The organism is Enterococcus cecorum DSM 20682 = ATCC 43198 (genome assembly GCF_000407565.1).
GTDB lineage: Bacteria > Bacillota > Bacilli > Lactobacillales > Enterococcaceae > Enterococcus_E > Enterococcus_E cecorum.
Map to the genome: position 1 here is coordinate 627,540 of NZ_ASWI01000004.1, position 16,274 is coordinate 643,813.

Sequence of the window (16,274 nt, forward strand, 5' to 3'; positions counted from 1 at the left end):
ATGGAAAAACCTGGAAAAATTGAATTTCGTAAAGAGCAAAAGCAAATCAATTATTGGAAATGGGCAACCTTAGCTTTAATGGCGATTATTTTGGCCTTTTGTTTTGTTGTTGGTGTCCGCTTGAGTCAAGACCGGGAAAAAATCCCAACAGCCCCCAGTATCGCAGTTAAGGGAAGCGATATTTTTACCGTCTCAACAACGAAAAAAGAACTAAATACCTTGATATCACATTATTTAAAACAAGTAAATCAAAAAAATAAAATCGATTATCAGTTCACGTTGAAAAATCAAGCCTTGCTGACAGGAAAATTTGAAGTATTGAATTTTCCAATGACTTTTTATCTCTATTTTGATCCATTTGTAACCGAAGATGGCAATATTCAATTGAAAGCAAAAAGTTTGTCGATTGGTTCATTAGGTGTGCCCATCAAAGAAGTTTTAAAAATGGTGAAACGCAGTTATGATTTACCAAAATTTGTGGAAATCTATCCTAGTGATAAATATGTTTTGATTCAGTTAAACAAGTTAGAACTCGGTGATCATCTCTATGTAAAAGCTAAAAAAATTGATTTAGTAAATGATGAGATTCAGCTAGTTTCCTATTTGAAGAAATAATCCTTTTCTTTAATGGTAGAATTCGTTACAATAAAAATTATCAATCATAAAGGAGTGATTCTATGCAACGTGCGATATTTGCGGGCGGTTGTTTTTGGTGTATGGTTCAGCCATTTGATGAGTTACCAGGTATTCATTCTGTCTTATCTGGCTATACAGGTGGACATGTGCCAAATCCAACTTATGAGCAAGTCTGTTCGAAAACCACCGGACATACAGAAGCAGTCGAAATTATTTTTGACCCAGAAATCATTAGTTTTAAGGAATTAGTTGAAATATATTGGCAACAAACTGATCCAACTGATGCTTTTGGTCAATTTGAAGATCGCGGGGATAATTATCGCCCAGTCATTTTTTATTTTGATGAAGAACAAAAGAGAATTGCCCAAGAGAGTAAACAAGCGTTACAAGACAGTGGTATTTTTGATCGACCAATTGTCACCCAAATTGAACCTGCTCAGGAATTTTATGTGGCTGAGCTTTACCATCAAGAATATTATAAGAAAAATCCGGCTAACTTTGCTCGAAATCATGCTAGACGTGCGGTCTTTTTAAAGGAGCACTGGGATGACTAAAAGTTTTTATCAGTTTTTAATGAGTAAAAAAGGCCCTAGTCATCTAGATGAGTTACAACTATTTGCAACATCGGTGAGTGAAGATATCCAGTTTCCTAAACATAGCCAAGACTATCATGAGGTGTCATCTTATTTAGAAATGAATGCTGATTACTTATCTAATATGAGCCTATTTGATGCGTTTTGGGCACAGTATGAAGAAGAATGCCAATAAAAAAGGGGAATGAGTTATTCTCCTTTTTTTCATGCAGATAGAAATTATGTTATAATTGATTCAACAAAATAAAATTAAGAGAGTATACTTATGAAATTTCTAAAAAAACAGGTCATATCATTAGGAGTTGTAGCCATTATTTCAGCAGCCATTGGGGGAAGTGTGGTTTATTTTTTAGAAAAACAACAAACCGATCCGCAGTTGGCTAAGGTGAATCATGTTTATCAACAAATTCAAGATAACTATTATGATAAGGTGAATCGCAAAACATTAGCCCAGGGGGCCATCAAAGGCATGCTAGATTCACTGGATGACCCTTATACGACACTTTTAGATGGTGAGCAAAAAACCGCTTTGAATGATAAATTAAGTAATCAAATTGTGGGGATTGGCGCAGTGGTGAGTATTTTAGATAACCAAGTAACCATTGTCGAACAACCGAAAAAAGGTACACCAGCCGCACAAGCAGGATTGCAAAAAGGGGATATTATTGAAAAAGTAGATGAAAAACCAGTCAAAGATTTGAGCATTGATGAAGTTGTTTCACAAATTAAAGGGAAGGAAAATACGGTTGTTCATTTGCAATTAAAACGTGGGCAACAAGTCTTTCAAAAAGCAATTACTCGAAAGGCAGTCCATTTATCTGCTGTGAAGAGTCAAATCGATGCTAATAATCCCCAAATCGCATTCATTCATATTGATACATTTGGGGTGCAGACTAGCCGTGATTTGCAAGATGAAATAAAAACATTACGCAAACAACACGTGAAGGCTTTTATTCTTGATTTACGTCAAAATGGCGGTGGCTTGCTTGACGAAGGGGAAAAAGTAGCTAGCATGTTTTTAAAAAATGGCCAGACAATCGTAAAATTTGCTGAAAAAAATCAAGTGACTCAAGTAGATAAGGCCAATGCTAAACTAGATCATGGGTTTAAAGTAGCAGAGCCGGTTGTTGTTTTAGTAGACGGACAGACGGCCTCAGCTGCTGAATTAGTGGCAGCAGCTTTAAAAGAAAGTGCCCATATTCCAATCATTGGACAAAAAACATTTGGTAAAGGAACCGTTCAACTAGTAAGTAGCCTAGATGAAGACTCTGAGATTAAGCTAAGTACGCAAAAATGGTTAACCCCTAAAGGAAACTGGGTGCATAAAAAAGGTTTGCTACCTGATATTTTGGTTGCATTACCAACGGCTCAGCAATTGAATACTTTTAATAACCAGCTTAATAATCAAGAACCATTATCTTCTAAAGAGCAACAAGAAATTTGTGATTTATTTGCATTTTTAGGTATCAAAATAGATAGTAAGGACTTTGATGCCTCTTATATTCAGGCGTTGAAGAAAATCCAAACAGAAGAAAAACTACCGGTATCTGGCAAACTAGATCAAGAAACGTTGGAAAAAATTAATTCACTTATTTTTAGCAAATACTTACAAGAAGACTTGAGCTATCAAAAAGCACTGACACAGTTAAAAGAGGAATTAAAAAATGATACCAACTAAATATCTTGATTCTTTTTGGCTACTAGTTAAATACTTACTTATTAGTTTAGGGATAGCCTTAGTTTTAAGAGGGTTTATTTTTATTCCCATGATGGTGGAAGGTAATTCAATGAATCCGCTGTTAGATAATCGTGATATGATTTTAGTAGAACGCTTGACTAAAATTAAACGTTTTGATGTGATTGTTTTTCAAGAAGGAGGAACCACTTATATTAAACGGGTGATTGCCTTACCTGGAGAAAAGTTAGCCTATAAAAAGCAACAATTGTATATTAATGATAAACCGGTAAAAGAATATTTTAAAGACAGCCATCTTTCTAAAAAAGAGCAATCCTTATACTATGATATGAATGATTTTAGTTTAGATGATTTGCTTGGAGTAGAGAAACTAGGTAGGGATAGCTATTTTGTCTTAGGGGATAACCGTCGTATTTCTAAAGATAGCCGCTCATTCGGTACAGTTTCTAGTGAACAAATTTTAGGAAAAGCATGCGGTATATACTATCCATTTACACATATAAAAATTATTTAATATAAGAGATAAATAGGACAATTTTGGTATTTTTATCATTTTTGTCCTATTTCATTTGTTTTAAAAAGAAATAATGCTAGTCAAATCGTCTAAAATACGCTATTCTATTTAATAGAGAACAAACATTCGTATAAGCGGTGAGAGAAATGAATTATTATTTAGCCATTGATTTAAAGTCGTTTTATGCGTCTGTAGAGTGTGTAGAGCGTCATTTAGATCCATTAGATATTAACTTAGTAGTAGCGGATACTTCTAGATCTTCTAAGACTATTTGTTTAGCAGTCACGCCAGCATTAAAGAGTTTTGGGATTGGTGGACGTCCACGATTATTTATGGTTGAAGAGCAAGTAGCAAAGATGAATCAACAAAGACAAAAATTAGCGCCAAATCATCGTTTTGCCAATCATTCAGTTAGTTTAAAGGAGTTAACTAAGAATATCTATCTGAAACTGGATTATATGGTCGTGCCACCTAGGATGCAGCTGTATATTGATTATAGTGCACGCATTTATCAAATTTATTTAAAATATGTTGCACCAGAAGATATCCATGTGTATTCCATTGATGAGGTTTTTATGGATGTGACGCCTTACTTGCATCAATATCAGGATAATCCTCATATTTTAGCTGAAACAATTGTTAAGGATATTGTTCAAACGACTGGAATAACTGCTACGGTGGGTATAGGAACAAATCTATATTTAGCAAAAGTAGCGATGGATATTTTAGCTAAAAAAGCACCAGCTGATGAGCATGGCGTGAGGATTGCTTTCCTTGATGAAGAAAGATATCAACAACAGTTATGGCATCATCAACCATTGACTGATTTTTGGCGGATTGGACATGGGATTAGTCAGCGTTTAGCCAAGTTAGGATTATATACGATGGCAGATATTGCAAAGTGTGCACTCGCTAAAGATGACCAAGCACTGAATGCCAAGCGTTTATTTAAGGAATTTGGGATTCAAGCAGAATTACTCATTGATCATGCTTTTGGAATTGAAACGTGTACCATGGCAGCCATCAAAAATTATCAAGCAAAAAATCATAGTATTAGTAGCTCACAAGTATTATTTCGTGCCTATGAAATAGGAGAAACTTACTTAATCATGAAGGAAATGGTTGATAAGTTGAGTGCTCAGTTAGTCAAAGAGCAATTAGTGACAACGCATCTTTCCCTTAGTTTAAGATATCAAGCAATGGGTAAAGAAATACAAATGCCTAAAGGAGCCAAAGGAACGATTGCTTTACCTTGTGCGACTCAATCTAGTCAACAGCTAGTTCGAGCGGCTAGCCAATTATTTTCTCAAATCATTCAGCCTAACGTATATATTCGTAGGGTTTCTGTTCAGTTTCATGAGGTTTTTCCAAAATCCCAGGAACAAGCTGCGCAACAACTTTCATTATTTGTGAATGATTCGTTAGAGGCTTATGAAGATGGACAGACTGAAAAATTAGCAAGAGAAGAGCGGCTAACGACGGCATTATTAGATGTATGTTTGCGTTATGGAGATAATGCTGTTTTAAAGGCATCATCCTTACTTGATTATTCCACCGCGAGAATGCGCAATGATCAAATAGGAGGACATAAAAAATGAGTAGTATATGTAATAATCAAATGCCTTATCAAAAATACTTTCCAGTTTTTCCAATGTCTTTAGATCATCGAGCGGCACAATTTGCTCCCTTTGCAGCTTTAAATGGTTTTGCTGAGACGATTGCTATGAAAGGGAAACAATATGATTTACGACCATTTCTTGCAGAAGATCAATTATTTGAGTTGAATTTTAAGATAAATCTATTGTCGCAATTAGATGATAAGAATCAAGCAATTAAAATAAACTATTTTAAAGAAGAGGATGGTAAAGATAAAGGGAAGATCAATGAATTATGTGAAAAAATATCAAAAATAGATTTTAAAAGAAAACGTATTTTGTTAGCTAATCAAACAAGTATTCCTTTTAAAAATATAATAGATATAGATTTTTATAAATAGTAGCATAACTTTTTCATTCCTTTTTCGTTTAGTGTATGCATTGATTTTTTCACAAAGTTGTATTATGCTAGACGTAGGAATGATGTTTTTAAAAGATAATTGAAAGCGTTTTAAGAAGGTGGGTTTCATGCAAGTAGATACTTGGAGAAGATTTGTTAATGGCGATAAAGAAATTTTAACATCCTTACCAGATAAAATAGCTTCTTCATGGCGTAAATGCTATAACGAACAAGTCGATCCATACTTGGTAAAGCCTAAAACTGTTTTAACAGAAAATGAGTTAAAATCATGTCAACGCCAACATCAAATTTTGATACATCTTGTAAAGAATGAGAGTAAGCATTTTAAAGAAATCATGCATATTAAACAACCTATTTTTATATTAACAGATGAAAATGGGACTATTCTGTGGCGAGAAGGAAACTATCAAGCTAGAAGTTATGCTAATGAAATTTATTTTAATGTAGGCAGTCGTTGGTCTGAATTAGATGTAGGAACTAATGCAATTGGTATGGTTTTAGATAATAAACAAGCAGAGTTTATGTCTCTAGATGATCATTATGCGATTGCTTCTAGACGATGGAGTTGTGCTGCAGCGCCAATTTTCGATTCAAATCAAGATTTGATTGGTATTTTAGATATTTCTACTTATAATAATAATTCAGTTCAAGAAGCGATGCTGTTTTTAACGACGATTACACAACGGATTAGTAATGCTTATATTCGTGAAGAGCTCAATCAAAAAATGGCTTTATTACAATATGCCGGTAAAAATTTGGACCATGAAATTCTTTGTGACTTACATAAGCAGATTGTTTACGTTCCCGATGAATATCAAGATTATTTCGAAATGAATCAAGGAATCCAAGGCCAGTTACCACGTGATTTGTTATATGAAGAAAGAGAAGTTATCTTTAACAATGCATTGGTGGGTTATCGCTACAAGTTGTATAAAAAACTATCGGAGGAAAACGAATTTCATTATGTAGGTGTGCCGAGCAGCAATACAGCGTACCAACAATTTTTGAAAAAAGTGCAAAAATTAGCGCAAAGTAAAGTGCCTGTTCACGTATATGGTGAATCCGGAAGTGGGAAAGAAGTGATTGCCAAAACATTACATATGAATAGTCCATATCGTCAAGGACCGTTAATTACCGTAAACTGTGGCTCGATTAGTGATACCTTGCTTGAAAGTGAGTTGTTTGGTTATGCACCAGGCGCTTTTACCGGTGCAAATCAAGAAGGCCATGTAGGAAAAATATTACAAGCGAATGGTGGAACATTGTTTTTAGATGAAATTGATAGTATGCCTTGGAAGATGCAGACGGCTTTACTACGCGTTTTAGAAGAAAAGCAAGTAGTGCCATTGAATGGGCAACCACAACCAGTTGATTTCAGACTCGTCAGCGCAAGTAATCAGGATTTAAGGAAACGTGTCCTTGCTAAGGAATTTCGTGAAGACTTATTTTATCGGATTTATGTAGGAAAACTAAGCATTCCACCATTACGGGAGCGTTTAGAAGATTTGCTTCCTTTAGTAGATCGTTTCTGTGAAAAGCGCCAATGGCAGATTGCTTGGAAAGGACGATTGCTGCAAATAGCGCGAACTTATCATTGGCCTGGTAATATCCGTGAGTTTAATAATTTTTTAGAAAGACTCTATATTTTTTATGCAGAGGAAGAACCTACAAATGAACAAATTTTAGAATTAATTACGTTAGGTATACTCTCGGAAAAAGAAACGAAGGCGCAAGAATCAATTGAAAATCAAGAGCGAGAAGAAATATTGAAAGCTTTAAAATCTCAACATTATCATGTAACGAATGCTGCAAAAAGTTTAGGAATTTCAAGAGCAACACTTTATCGTAAAATAAAAGAATATCATATAGAATATTGAGAATTAAAAACAGGAGCGCTGTGTAGGTGCTCCTGTTTTTTTGTCTATATAAAGTGATGGTTGAGAATCATTTTGATACAATTTGAGACATTTTGTATCAAATGGATGATACAAAATGAAAACGCTTAGAACCCGAACGAAACATTGTGAAAAATATACTTTAAAAAAACGTTTATTTACCTATATTTCAGTATATACGACTTAAAATATTGTGAAAATGTAAGCGTTTAATAAAAGTTGGAATGGTGTTTGCTTATATTAAAGTGTAAAGAGAAGAAAGGGGTGTTGCGACATGCAAGTGTCAACTGAAAGGGGGATTTTAAATGACCAGTTATGATTTAGTCGTGATAGGCTCTGGACCTGGAGGCTATGTAGCGGCAGTCAAAGCAGCCCAAAATGGAAAGAAGACCGCAGTTATTGAACGAAACCAAATCGGTGGAACGTGCTTAAATGTAGGTTGTATTCCATCCAAATCTTATATCCAACATGCACATTGGGTACTAGCAGGTCAAGAAGCAGCAAAATTTGGATTTGCAAAACAAGAAATAAGCTTTGAATTTCCAAAATTAGTTGCTAGAAAAGATCAAGTAGTAAAGAAATTACAAGGTGGCATTCACGGACTATTTAAAGCAAATCACGTAGACTATATCGAAGGCGAAGCAAGCTTTGAAAATGGCAAATTAATGGTGAATGGCAAGGAAATTGGTTATCAAGATTTACTATTAGCAACAGGTAGCTCACCTTTTGTGCCACCAATTAATGGCGTAGATCAAGCAGATTATCTTACAACCGATACTTTCTTCAAACAAACAGAATTTCCTAAACAATTAACCATTATCGGTGGTGGGGTTATCGCAGTAGAATTAGCTTTTGCGATGCGTCCATTAGGTAGTGAAGTTACCTTGGTTGAAGTAGCACCAGACATCTTATTAACCGAAGACGAAGAAGCGCGCAAAGTCATCAAGTCTCAATTACAAAAGATGGGAATTAAGATTTATACACAAGCGAAAATTCAAGAAGTGAAAAAAGATGCAGTTGTTTTAGATGAAGTCGTTGTTCCATTTGAAAAATTATTGGTAGCAACTGGACGGCGAGCTGATTTAACACTTGCCAAACAGTTAGGACTTGAATTAGATGAACGTCAACACTTTGTCAAAGTAGATCGCCATTATCAAACAAGCCAACCTCATGTTTATGCCATTGGTGATTTAGTAGGTGGTTATCAATTAGCACATGCAGCTAGTGCGGAAGGTTTATGTGCAGTGGCAGCAATTTGCGATAAAGATAAACATACACTTGACCAAACAAGTATTCCACGTTGTCTTTATACTCAACCGGAAGTCGCAAGTTTTGGTTTAAGTTTAGAACAAGCAAAAGAACGCTATGAAAATGTTCAAGTGAAGAAAATGGCCTATGCGAGTAATGGTAAGGCAATTGCTAGCGAAGAAACAAATGGCTTTGTCAAAATTATTATTGAAGGTAAATATCAACAAATTCTAGGCGCAGTGATTATTGGCGCTCATGCAACCGAAATGATTCATACAATTTTAGCAGTGAAAGAATCAGAAGGTACAATTGATGAAATCGCGCGAATGGTTTTTGCTCACCCAACCTTATCTGAAACCATTAGCGATGTGGCAAAAAGTTTTTAAATCATGAATAGATGAGGAGGAATTTTTCATGACTAAAATTAGCAAGGAAAAAGCAGAATGGATCTTAAAGAAAATGTACGATATCCGTCATTTTGAAGATGAAGTACACCGCATCTTTACTTCCGGTGAAATTCCTGGATTCGTACACTTATATGCTGGTGAAGAAGCAATTGCAACTGGTGTATGTGCACATTTAACTGATGCAGACTATATTACAAGTACGCACCGTGGTCATGGTCACTGTATTGCTAAAGGCTGTGATTTAGATGGCATGATGGCTGAAATTTATGGTAAAGAAACTGGTCTATGTAAAGGTAAAGGTGGTTCAATGCACATTGCCGACGTAGATAAAGGTATGCTTGGTGCCAACGGTATGGTAGGTGGGGGCTTCCCAATTGCAGTAGGTGCTGGTTTACGTAATAAATATCTAAAAACAGATAGTGTTGCTGTATGCTTCTTTGGTGATGGTGCCGCTAACGAAGGTACTTTCCACGAAGGAATTAACTTAGCTTCAATTTGGGATTTACCAGTAATTTTCGTTAATGAAAATAACCAATTCGCTGAATCAACACCACAAACTTATTCTTCAGGTTCTAAGACAATTGCAGAACGTGCAGCAGCTTATGGTATTCCTGGTGAACGCGTCGATGGAAAAGATTTAGTTGCCGTTTACGAAGCAGCTGGTCGTGCAATTGAACGTGCACGTAAAGGCGAAGGACCTACTATCTTAGAATGCGTAACTTATCGTAATTATGGACACTTCGAAGGTGACGAACAAAAATATAAAGCTCCAAGTGGAGATGAAAAAGCCTTTGCAGATCGCGATTGTATTGAAGATTTCGCAAACTACTTGAAGAAAGAAAAAATCTTAACTGCAAAAGAAATTAAAGCTATCGAAGAACAATCAAATGAAGATATTGCACATGCGATTAAATTTGCTCAAGATAGTCCAGTTCCACGTCCTGAAGCACTCTTTGAAGATGTTTACGTGAATTAATTGAAAGGAGTATTATATCATGACTAGAAGAATTACATTTATGAACGCCATCAACGAAGCATTAGAACAATCAATGGAAAAAGATGATCGCGTCATCTTACTTGGTGAAGATATCGCTGGTGGTGTGACAGTTAAACACTTAGAAGAAGAAAATGAAGATGCATGGGGCGGTGTATTCGGTGTAACCAAAGGCTTGATGCAAAAATTTGGTCGCGAACGTGTGATTGATACCCCTATTTCTGAAATGGGTTATATGGGTGCGGCTGTTGGGGCTGCTGCAACTGGATTACGTCCAGTACCTGAATTAATGTTCAACGACTTCTTAGGATTCTGTTTTGATACGATTTTAGCACAAGGTTCTAAGATGCGTTATATGTTCGGTGGTAAAGCAAAAATTCCTATGACTATTCGTACTTGTCATGGTGCCGGTGCAAGTGCCGCTGCGCAACACTCTGGTTCATACTATGGCATGTTTGGTTCAATTCCTGGTTTGAAAGTTGTTGTACCTTCAAATCCATATGATGCCAAAGGATTATTAAATGCTGCAATTGCTGACGATAATATTGTGGTATACTTTGAAGATAAAACTTTATATGGCTTAAAAGATGAAGTGCCAGAAGAATACTATACTGTAGAAATCGGTAAAGCTAAAGTAAAACGTGAAGGTACTGATTTAACGATTGTTACAATTGGTAAGATGCTTTATGTAGCTTTAGAAGTTGCTGAAAAATTAGAAAAAGAAGGCGTTTCAGTTGAAGTTATTGACCTTGTAACTGTTGCCCCTTGGGATCAAGAAACAATTATCAATTCTGTGAAGAAAACAGGTCGCTTAATTGTTATCGATGAAGCAAACCCACACAATAATACAGCTACTGATATTGCAGCAGTTATCGGAAACAAAGCATTTGATTATCTAGATGGACCAATTAAATGTGTCACTGCTCCAAATACACCTGTTCCATTTGCAACAAATCTAGAACAATTATACTTACCAAATGCAAAACGCGTAATGGAAGAAGCCGCAGAAATTATTGACGACTTAAAGAAATAAGGGGGTGAGTGCGCATGGCAACAGAAGTATTAATGCCAAAATTAGGTTTGACAATGACAGAAGGAACCGTCGATCAATGGTTCAAAAATGAAGGGGATACCGTGGAAAAAGGAGAAGTCGTATGTACTATTAGCTCAGAAAAATTAACCCACGATGTAGAAGCACCTGAAGCTGGGGTTATCTCTAATTTGGTAGCTGTTGGACAAGAAGTACCATGTAAAGAACCAATTGCAGTAATTGGCGCAGCAGGCGAAGTTGTTCAATCAGCAGCACCAACACCTAAAGAAGAAACACCGGCTCCAGCAAAAGAAGAAAGTGCACCAAAAGCAGCTCCAGCACCAGAAGCTAAAGTTGCTCGTAGTGGTGATAGAATCTTTATTACACCACTTGCACGTAAAATCGCTGCAAGCAAAGGATATGATATTTCATTAATTAATGGTACTGGTGGTAATGGTCGTATTACACGTCGCGACGTAGAAATGTATCAACCACAAGTAGCTACTCAAGCATCAGCAGCACCTGCAAGCTATGGTGAAGGCTTGAAGGGTATGCGTAAGACGATTGCGCAACGTATGATGAATAGTTTACATCAAAGCGCACAACTTACCATTCATCAAAAAGCTGATATTACAAGTTTAATGGCCTTCAGAAAAGATTTGAAGGAAAAAGCCGATATTCCATTAAATGATGGTCAAACAAGTATTACGACCTTATTATCAAGAGCTGTCATTCTTGCTTTGAAAGACAAACCAGCGATGAATGCTTGGTATGGCAATGGTCAATTAGAAGAAGTAGAGGCTGTTCATTTAGGTATGGCTGTTGCGCTAGATGATGGTTTAGTTGTACCAGTTGTTGAAGATGCCGATAAGATGACTTTAACAACTTTAGCTAAGACATTACAAGATCGTATCAGCAAAGCCCAAGATGGTACGTTATCTGGTGAACATTATGCTAGCTCAACCTTTACAATTACTAATATTGGTAAAACTGGTGTAGAATACTTCACACCAATCTTGAATACGCCTGAAGTTGGTATCTTAGGTGTAGGTACATTAATGAGCGAGTTGGCTTTAGAAGATGGTCAAGTGGTTCAAAAACAAAAATTACCATTAAGTTTAACATTTGATCATCAAGTAATCGATGGCGCTCCTGCAGCTGATTTCTTAGCTCGTGTCATCTTCTACTTAGAACATCCATATGCACTTGTATTATAAGATGAGGTGATTGAAATGAAACTGAATGCGGCGTTTATCTTTTTAGCGCCTAATGCAGACTATAAGAAAAATCGCAGTGTGTCCAAACAGAAGCGGTTGACTTAACAACTGTCGGTGCTAAAGATTATGCCGATGCTATTTTAGCTGCCAAAGATTTAGTGGCCAATGGTGTCAATGCAATTGAATTATGTGGCGGTTTTGGTATCGAGGGGGTAGCTCAAGTGAAAAAAGCTGTTGGACCTGAAGTTGCAATCGGTGTGGTTCGTTTTGATAATCATCCTGGATTAGAGTTCAAGAGTGGCGATGAGTTGTTCTAAATCTTAAGAAATGTTAAAATTAGCACTCTTTAATCGAGAGTGCTAATTTTTTTTGGTTATTTTTCTTGACAATTACTAGAAGTGTGGTATATTTATAATTGTATTAGCACTTAAGAATATAGAGTGCTAATAAGGGGTGAGACAATGTTAACACAAAGACAAAAAGATATACTACGATTGATCATCCAAAATTACACAAAAAATAATCAGCCTGTTGGTTCTAAAAAGTTAATGAATGACGGCATAGATTCGAGTTCAGCCACCATTCGTAATGAGATGAAAAGTTTAGAAGAACACGGACTATTAGCCAAACCCCATTCCTCTTCTGGACGTATTCCTTCGATTGCTGGTTATCGCTACTATGTAGATTATTTATTAAAACCTACGACTGTCGATGAAAAAGAACGACTGAAGATTCGTCAAGGTTTCAGGAGAGAGTTTCATGAAATTAATGAAATCATTCAGGAGTCTGCGGATATTTTATCAGAATTAACTAGTTATACGGCCCTCTCGTTAGGACCGGATGTGAAAACACGTAAATTAACTGGCTTTCGACTGATTCCGCTAAACAATCATCAAGTCGTAGCCATCTTAGTAACTGACAAAGGAAATGTTCAAAGTCGTATTTTTTCGATTCCCTACAGTATTCAAAGTAGTGATTTAGAGAAAATGGTTCAAATTATTAATGATCGCCTTGTCGGAGAAGAGTTATTAACCGTTTATCATCGATTGCGTACTGAGATTCCGATTACTTTGCATAAGTATTATCAGAGTACAGAAGGGATCTTGGATTTGTTTAATAGAATGTTGACTCAGCTTTTTGAAGAGAAAGTTTATGTTAGCGGTCGAATGAATCTATTAAACTACGAACCTACGCAAGACTTACAGCATTTCAAACTCGTGTATGATTTGATGAGTGATACGGATGGTTTAAATCAGTTAATTACGCCATCTGATCAATCCATTCAAATTAGGATTGGTTCAGAAATAGGTCATGATTTATTTCAAAATATGAGTTTAATTCAAGCTACTTATCAAGTTGACGGTCATGGTCAAGGTATAATTGCTTTACTTGGACCAAGCAGTATGCAGTATTCTAAAATGTTTGGACTACTGGATGCTTTCCGCCAAGAGTTAAGTGAAAAATTAGGTGAGTATTATCGGTCATTGGATCAATACCGATAGTAAATATACACAGAAAGGACGAATGGCAATTGTCTGAAAAGGAGAAAAAGACGGAAGAACTTGAACAAGAGACTGTTGAAGTGGAAGAAACATTGGAAACGTCTGCAGATACAGATGAAGAAGTTCAAGAAGAAGTCAAAAGTGATGTAGAAGTCCTCCAAGAAAAATTAGAGGAAATGGAAGACAAATTTTTACGTGCTTCAGCGGAAATTGCAAATGTCACTAACCGCAATCGTAATGAACGAGAGCAATTACAAAAATATCGTTCACAAGATTTAGGTAAAAAATTATTAACTTCGCTTGATAATTTAGAGCGTGCGATGGCAATTGAAGTAAGCGATGAGCAAGGAGCTAGATTGAAAAAAGGAATTGAGATGGTGCTTGAAAGTATGCGCCATGCCTTTAAAGAAGAAGGTATTGAAGAGATACCTGCAGAAGGGGTTACTTTTGATCCAACGTTGCATCAAGCAGTACAAACAATTCCTGCTAATGATGAGTATCCGGCTGATTCAATTGTACAAGTCCTACAAAAAGGCTATAAATTGCATGATCGCGTGTTACGACCAAGTATGGTTGTTGTCGCTCAATAAAATAGATTAGTTAAAGGAGATTTTTAATATGAGTAAAATTATTGGTATTGACTTAGGTACAACAAACTCTGCAGTTGCTGTCTTAGAAGGCGGCGAGGCAAAAATTATTACAAACCCAGAAGGAAATCGTACAACACCATCTGTGGTTTCATTTAAAAATGGCGAAATCCAAGTAGGGGAAGTAGCCAAACGTCAAGCAGTTACGAACCCGAACACAATTTCATCTATTAAACGTCATATGGGTGAAGCAGGATATAAAGTAGATGTGGAAGGTAAACAATACACACCACAAGAAATTTCTGCAATGATTTTACAATATATCAAAGGCTTTGCTGAAGATTATCTAGGAGAAAAAGTAGAAAAAGCAGTTATCACAGTACCAGCTTACTTCAACGATGCACAACGTCAAGCTACGAAAGACGCTGGTAAAATTGCTGGTTTAGAAGTAGAACGTATTGTCAACGAACCAACAGCAGCGGCTTTAGCTTATGGTTTAGACAAGACAGATAAAGATGAAAAAATCTTAGTATTCGACCTTGGTGGTGGTACATTTGACGTATCTATCCTTGAATTAGGTGACGGTGTATTTGATGTATTATCAACAGCTGGTGATAACCATCTAGGTGGGGATGATTTTGATAACAAGATTATCGATTACTTAGTTGCTGAATTCAAGAAAGAAAATGGCATTGATCTTTCAACAGATAAAATGGCATTACAACGTCTAAAAGATGCAGCTGAAAAAGCGAAGAAAGATTTATCTGGTGTGACAAGTACGCAGATTAGCTTACCATTCATCACTGCAAGCCAATCAGGTCCATTACACTTAGAAATGACTTTAACTCGTGCGAAATTTGACGAATTAACTGTTGACTTAGTTGAACGTACAAAAATTCCAGTACGTCAAGCTTTACAAGATGCTGGTTTAAGTCAATCAGAAATCGACGAAGTTATCTTAGTTGGTGGTTCAACTCGTATTCCTGCAGTTGTTGAAGCTGTACGTAAAGAAACTGGTAAAGAACCAAATAAATCAGTAAACCCTGATGAAGTAGTTGCGATGGGTGCTGCTATCCAAGGTGGGGTAATTACTGGTGATGTGAAAGATATCGTATTGCTAGACGTAACCCCATTATCATTAGGTATTGAAACAATGGGTGGTGTATTTACCAAATTAATCGACCGTAATACAACTATCCCAACAAGTAAATCACAAGTCTTCTCAACAGCTGCTGATAACCAACCTGCTGTAGACATTCATGTTTTACAAGGTGAACGTCCAATGGCTGCGGATAACAAGACATTAGGAAGATTCCAATTAACGGATATTCCACCTGCACCTCGTGGTATTCCTCAAATCGAAGTAACATTTGATATCGACAAGAACGGTATTGTAAATGTTTCTGCTAAAGATTTAGGAACTCAAAAAGAACAAAAGATTACCATTAAATCTTCTTCAGGTTTATCAGATGAAGAAATCGAACGTATGGTGAAAGATGCTGAAGCTAATGCCGAAGCGGATAAAGCACGTAAAGAAGAAGCAGATTTACGTAACGATGTAGATACTTTATTATTCACTGTTGATAAGACATTGAAAGAATTAGAAGGTAAAGTAGATGCGGACGAAGTGAAGAAAGCTGAAACTGCACGTGATGAATTGAAAGCAGCTGTAGAAGCAAACAACATTGAAGAAATGAAAGCAAAACGTGATGCTTTAAATGAAATCGTACAAAACTTAACGGTTAAACTATACGAACAAGCGGCTCAAGCTCAACAAGCTGCCCAACAACAAGATCCAAATGCAGCACAAGGTAGCGCAGACGATGTCGTAGATGCTGACTTTGAAGAAGTAGACGACGACAAATAATCGTAAACAAAAAGAGTGTGGCAGCTTTGTCACACTCTTTGTTTACTGATAGCAACTAGTTATGATAAAATA

General features: G+C 36.3%; 15 protein-coding genes and 1 pseudogene. All 16 read left to right on the forward strand.

The window, feature by feature from the left end; genetic code table 11:
- The 16 genes and pseudogenes from I567_RS09095 to dnaK all read left to right on the forward strand — a co-directional run bounded on the left by I567_RS09095 (position 1) and on the right by dnaK (position 16,202).
- Entirely contained in the window at positions 1-615 is a 615-nt protein-coding gene (locus I567_RS09095; RefSeq protein WP_016251929.1) for a YpmS family protein, read from the forward strand.
- Between the two features lie 62 nt (positions 616-677).
- The gene (gene msrA, locus I567_RS09100) at positions 678-1,190 is read left to right on the forward strand and encodes a peptide-methionine (S)-S-oxide reductase MsrA (RefSeq protein WP_016251930.1); all 513 of its coding nucleotides are present in this window, start codon (positions 678-680) and stop codon (positions 1,188-1,190) included.
- A complete protein-coding gene (locus I567_RS09105) occupies positions 1,183-1,404 on the forward strand; it encodes a YozE family protein (RefSeq protein ID WP_016251931.1) in 222 nt (73 codons plus the stop codon). The genes msrA and I567_RS09105 overlap by 8 nt, the downstream gene beginning before the upstream one ends.
- 90 nt (positions 1,405-1,494) lie before the next feature.
- Positions 1,495-2,907 carry a S41 family peptidase gene (locus tag I567_RS09110; RefSeq protein ID WP_016251932.1) on the forward strand — a complete coding sequence of 471 codons (1,413 nt, stop codon included), beginning with the start codon at positions 1,495-1,497 and terminating at the stop codon, positions 2,905-2,907.
- Positions 2,894-3,439, forward strand: coding sequence for a signal peptidase I (gene lepB / locus I567_RS09115; RefSeq protein ID WP_016251933.1), 546 nt, complete (start codon positions 2,894-2,896; stop codon positions 3,437-3,439). Before I567_RS09110 ends, lepB begins: the two co-directional genes overlap by 14 nt.
- Positions 3,440-3,585: 146 nt before the next feature.
- Complete coding sequence (locus I567_RS09120) at positions 3,586-5,037, forward strand: Y-family DNA polymerase (protein ID WP_016251934.1); 1,452 nt, start codon at positions 3,586-3,588, stop codon at positions 5,035-5,037.
- Positions 5,034-5,435, forward strand: a complete 402-nt coding sequence (locus I567_RS09125) for a YolD-like family protein (RefSeq protein WP_016251935.1) — start codon at positions 5,034-5,036, stop codon at positions 5,433-5,435. Before I567_RS09120 ends, I567_RS09125 begins: the two co-directional genes overlap by 4 nt.
- Positions 5,436-5,562: 127 nt before the next feature.
- On the forward strand, positions 5,563-7,332 hold the full coding sequence (locus tag I567_RS09130; protein WP_016251936.1) for a sigma-54-dependent Fis family transcriptional regulator: 1,770 nt from the start codon (positions 5,563-5,565) through the stop codon (positions 7,330-7,332).
- Positions 7,333-7,655: 323 nt separating this feature from the next.
- Positions 7,656-8,984, forward strand: a complete 1,329-nt coding sequence (lpdA, locus tag I567_RS09135) for a dihydrolipoyl dehydrogenase (protein ID WP_016251937.1) — start codon at positions 7,656-7,658, stop codon at positions 8,982-8,984.
- A gap of 28 nt (positions 8,985-9,012) precedes the next feature.
- Positions 9,013-9,981, forward strand: coding sequence for a thiamine pyrophosphate-dependent dehydrogenase E1 component subunit alpha (locus tag I567_RS09140; protein WP_016251938.1), 969 nt, complete (start codon positions 9,013-9,015; stop codon positions 9,979-9,981).
- Between the two features lie 19 nt (positions 9,982-10,000).
- Positions 10,001-11,032 carry an alpha-ketoacid dehydrogenase subunit beta gene (locus I567_RS09145; protein WP_016251939.1) on the forward strand — a complete coding sequence of 344 codons (1,032 nt, stop codon included), beginning with the start codon at positions 10,001-10,003 and terminating at the stop codon, positions 11,030-11,032.
- A 14-nt stretch (positions 11,033-11,046) separates the two neighbouring features.
- A complete protein-coding gene (locus tag I567_RS09150; protein ID WP_016251940.1) occupies positions 11,047-12,246 on the forward strand; it encodes a dihydrolipoamide acetyltransferase family protein in 1,200 nt (399 codons plus the stop codon).
- 131 nt (positions 12,247-12,377) lie between these two features.
- Positions 12,378-12,563: pseudogene (locus I567_RS12945) on the forward strand (DUF6506 family protein); the annotation flags it as partial.
- Between the two features lie 144 nt (positions 12,564-12,707).
- Positions 12,708-13,748 carry a heat-inducible transcriptional repressor HrcA gene (hrcA, locus tag I567_RS09160; protein ID WP_016251941.1) on the forward strand — a complete coding sequence of 347 codons (1,041 nt, stop codon included), beginning with the start codon at positions 12,708-12,710 and terminating at the stop codon, positions 13,746-13,748.
- Between the two features lie 29 nt (positions 13,749-13,777).
- Positions 13,778-14,338: a nucleotide exchange factor GrpE gene (gene grpE, locus I567_RS09165; RefSeq protein ID WP_016251942.1), complete on the forward strand. Its 561-nt coding sequence runs from the start codon at positions 13,778-13,780 to the stop codon at positions 14,336-14,338.
- 28 nt (positions 14,339-14,366) lie between these two features.
- Complete coding sequence (gene dnaK, locus I567_RS09170; RefSeq protein WP_016251943.1) at positions 14,367-16,202, forward strand: molecular chaperone DnaK; 1,836 nt, start codon at positions 14,367-14,369, stop codon at positions 16,200-16,202.
- Positions 16,203-16,274: the final 72 nt, after the last annotated feature.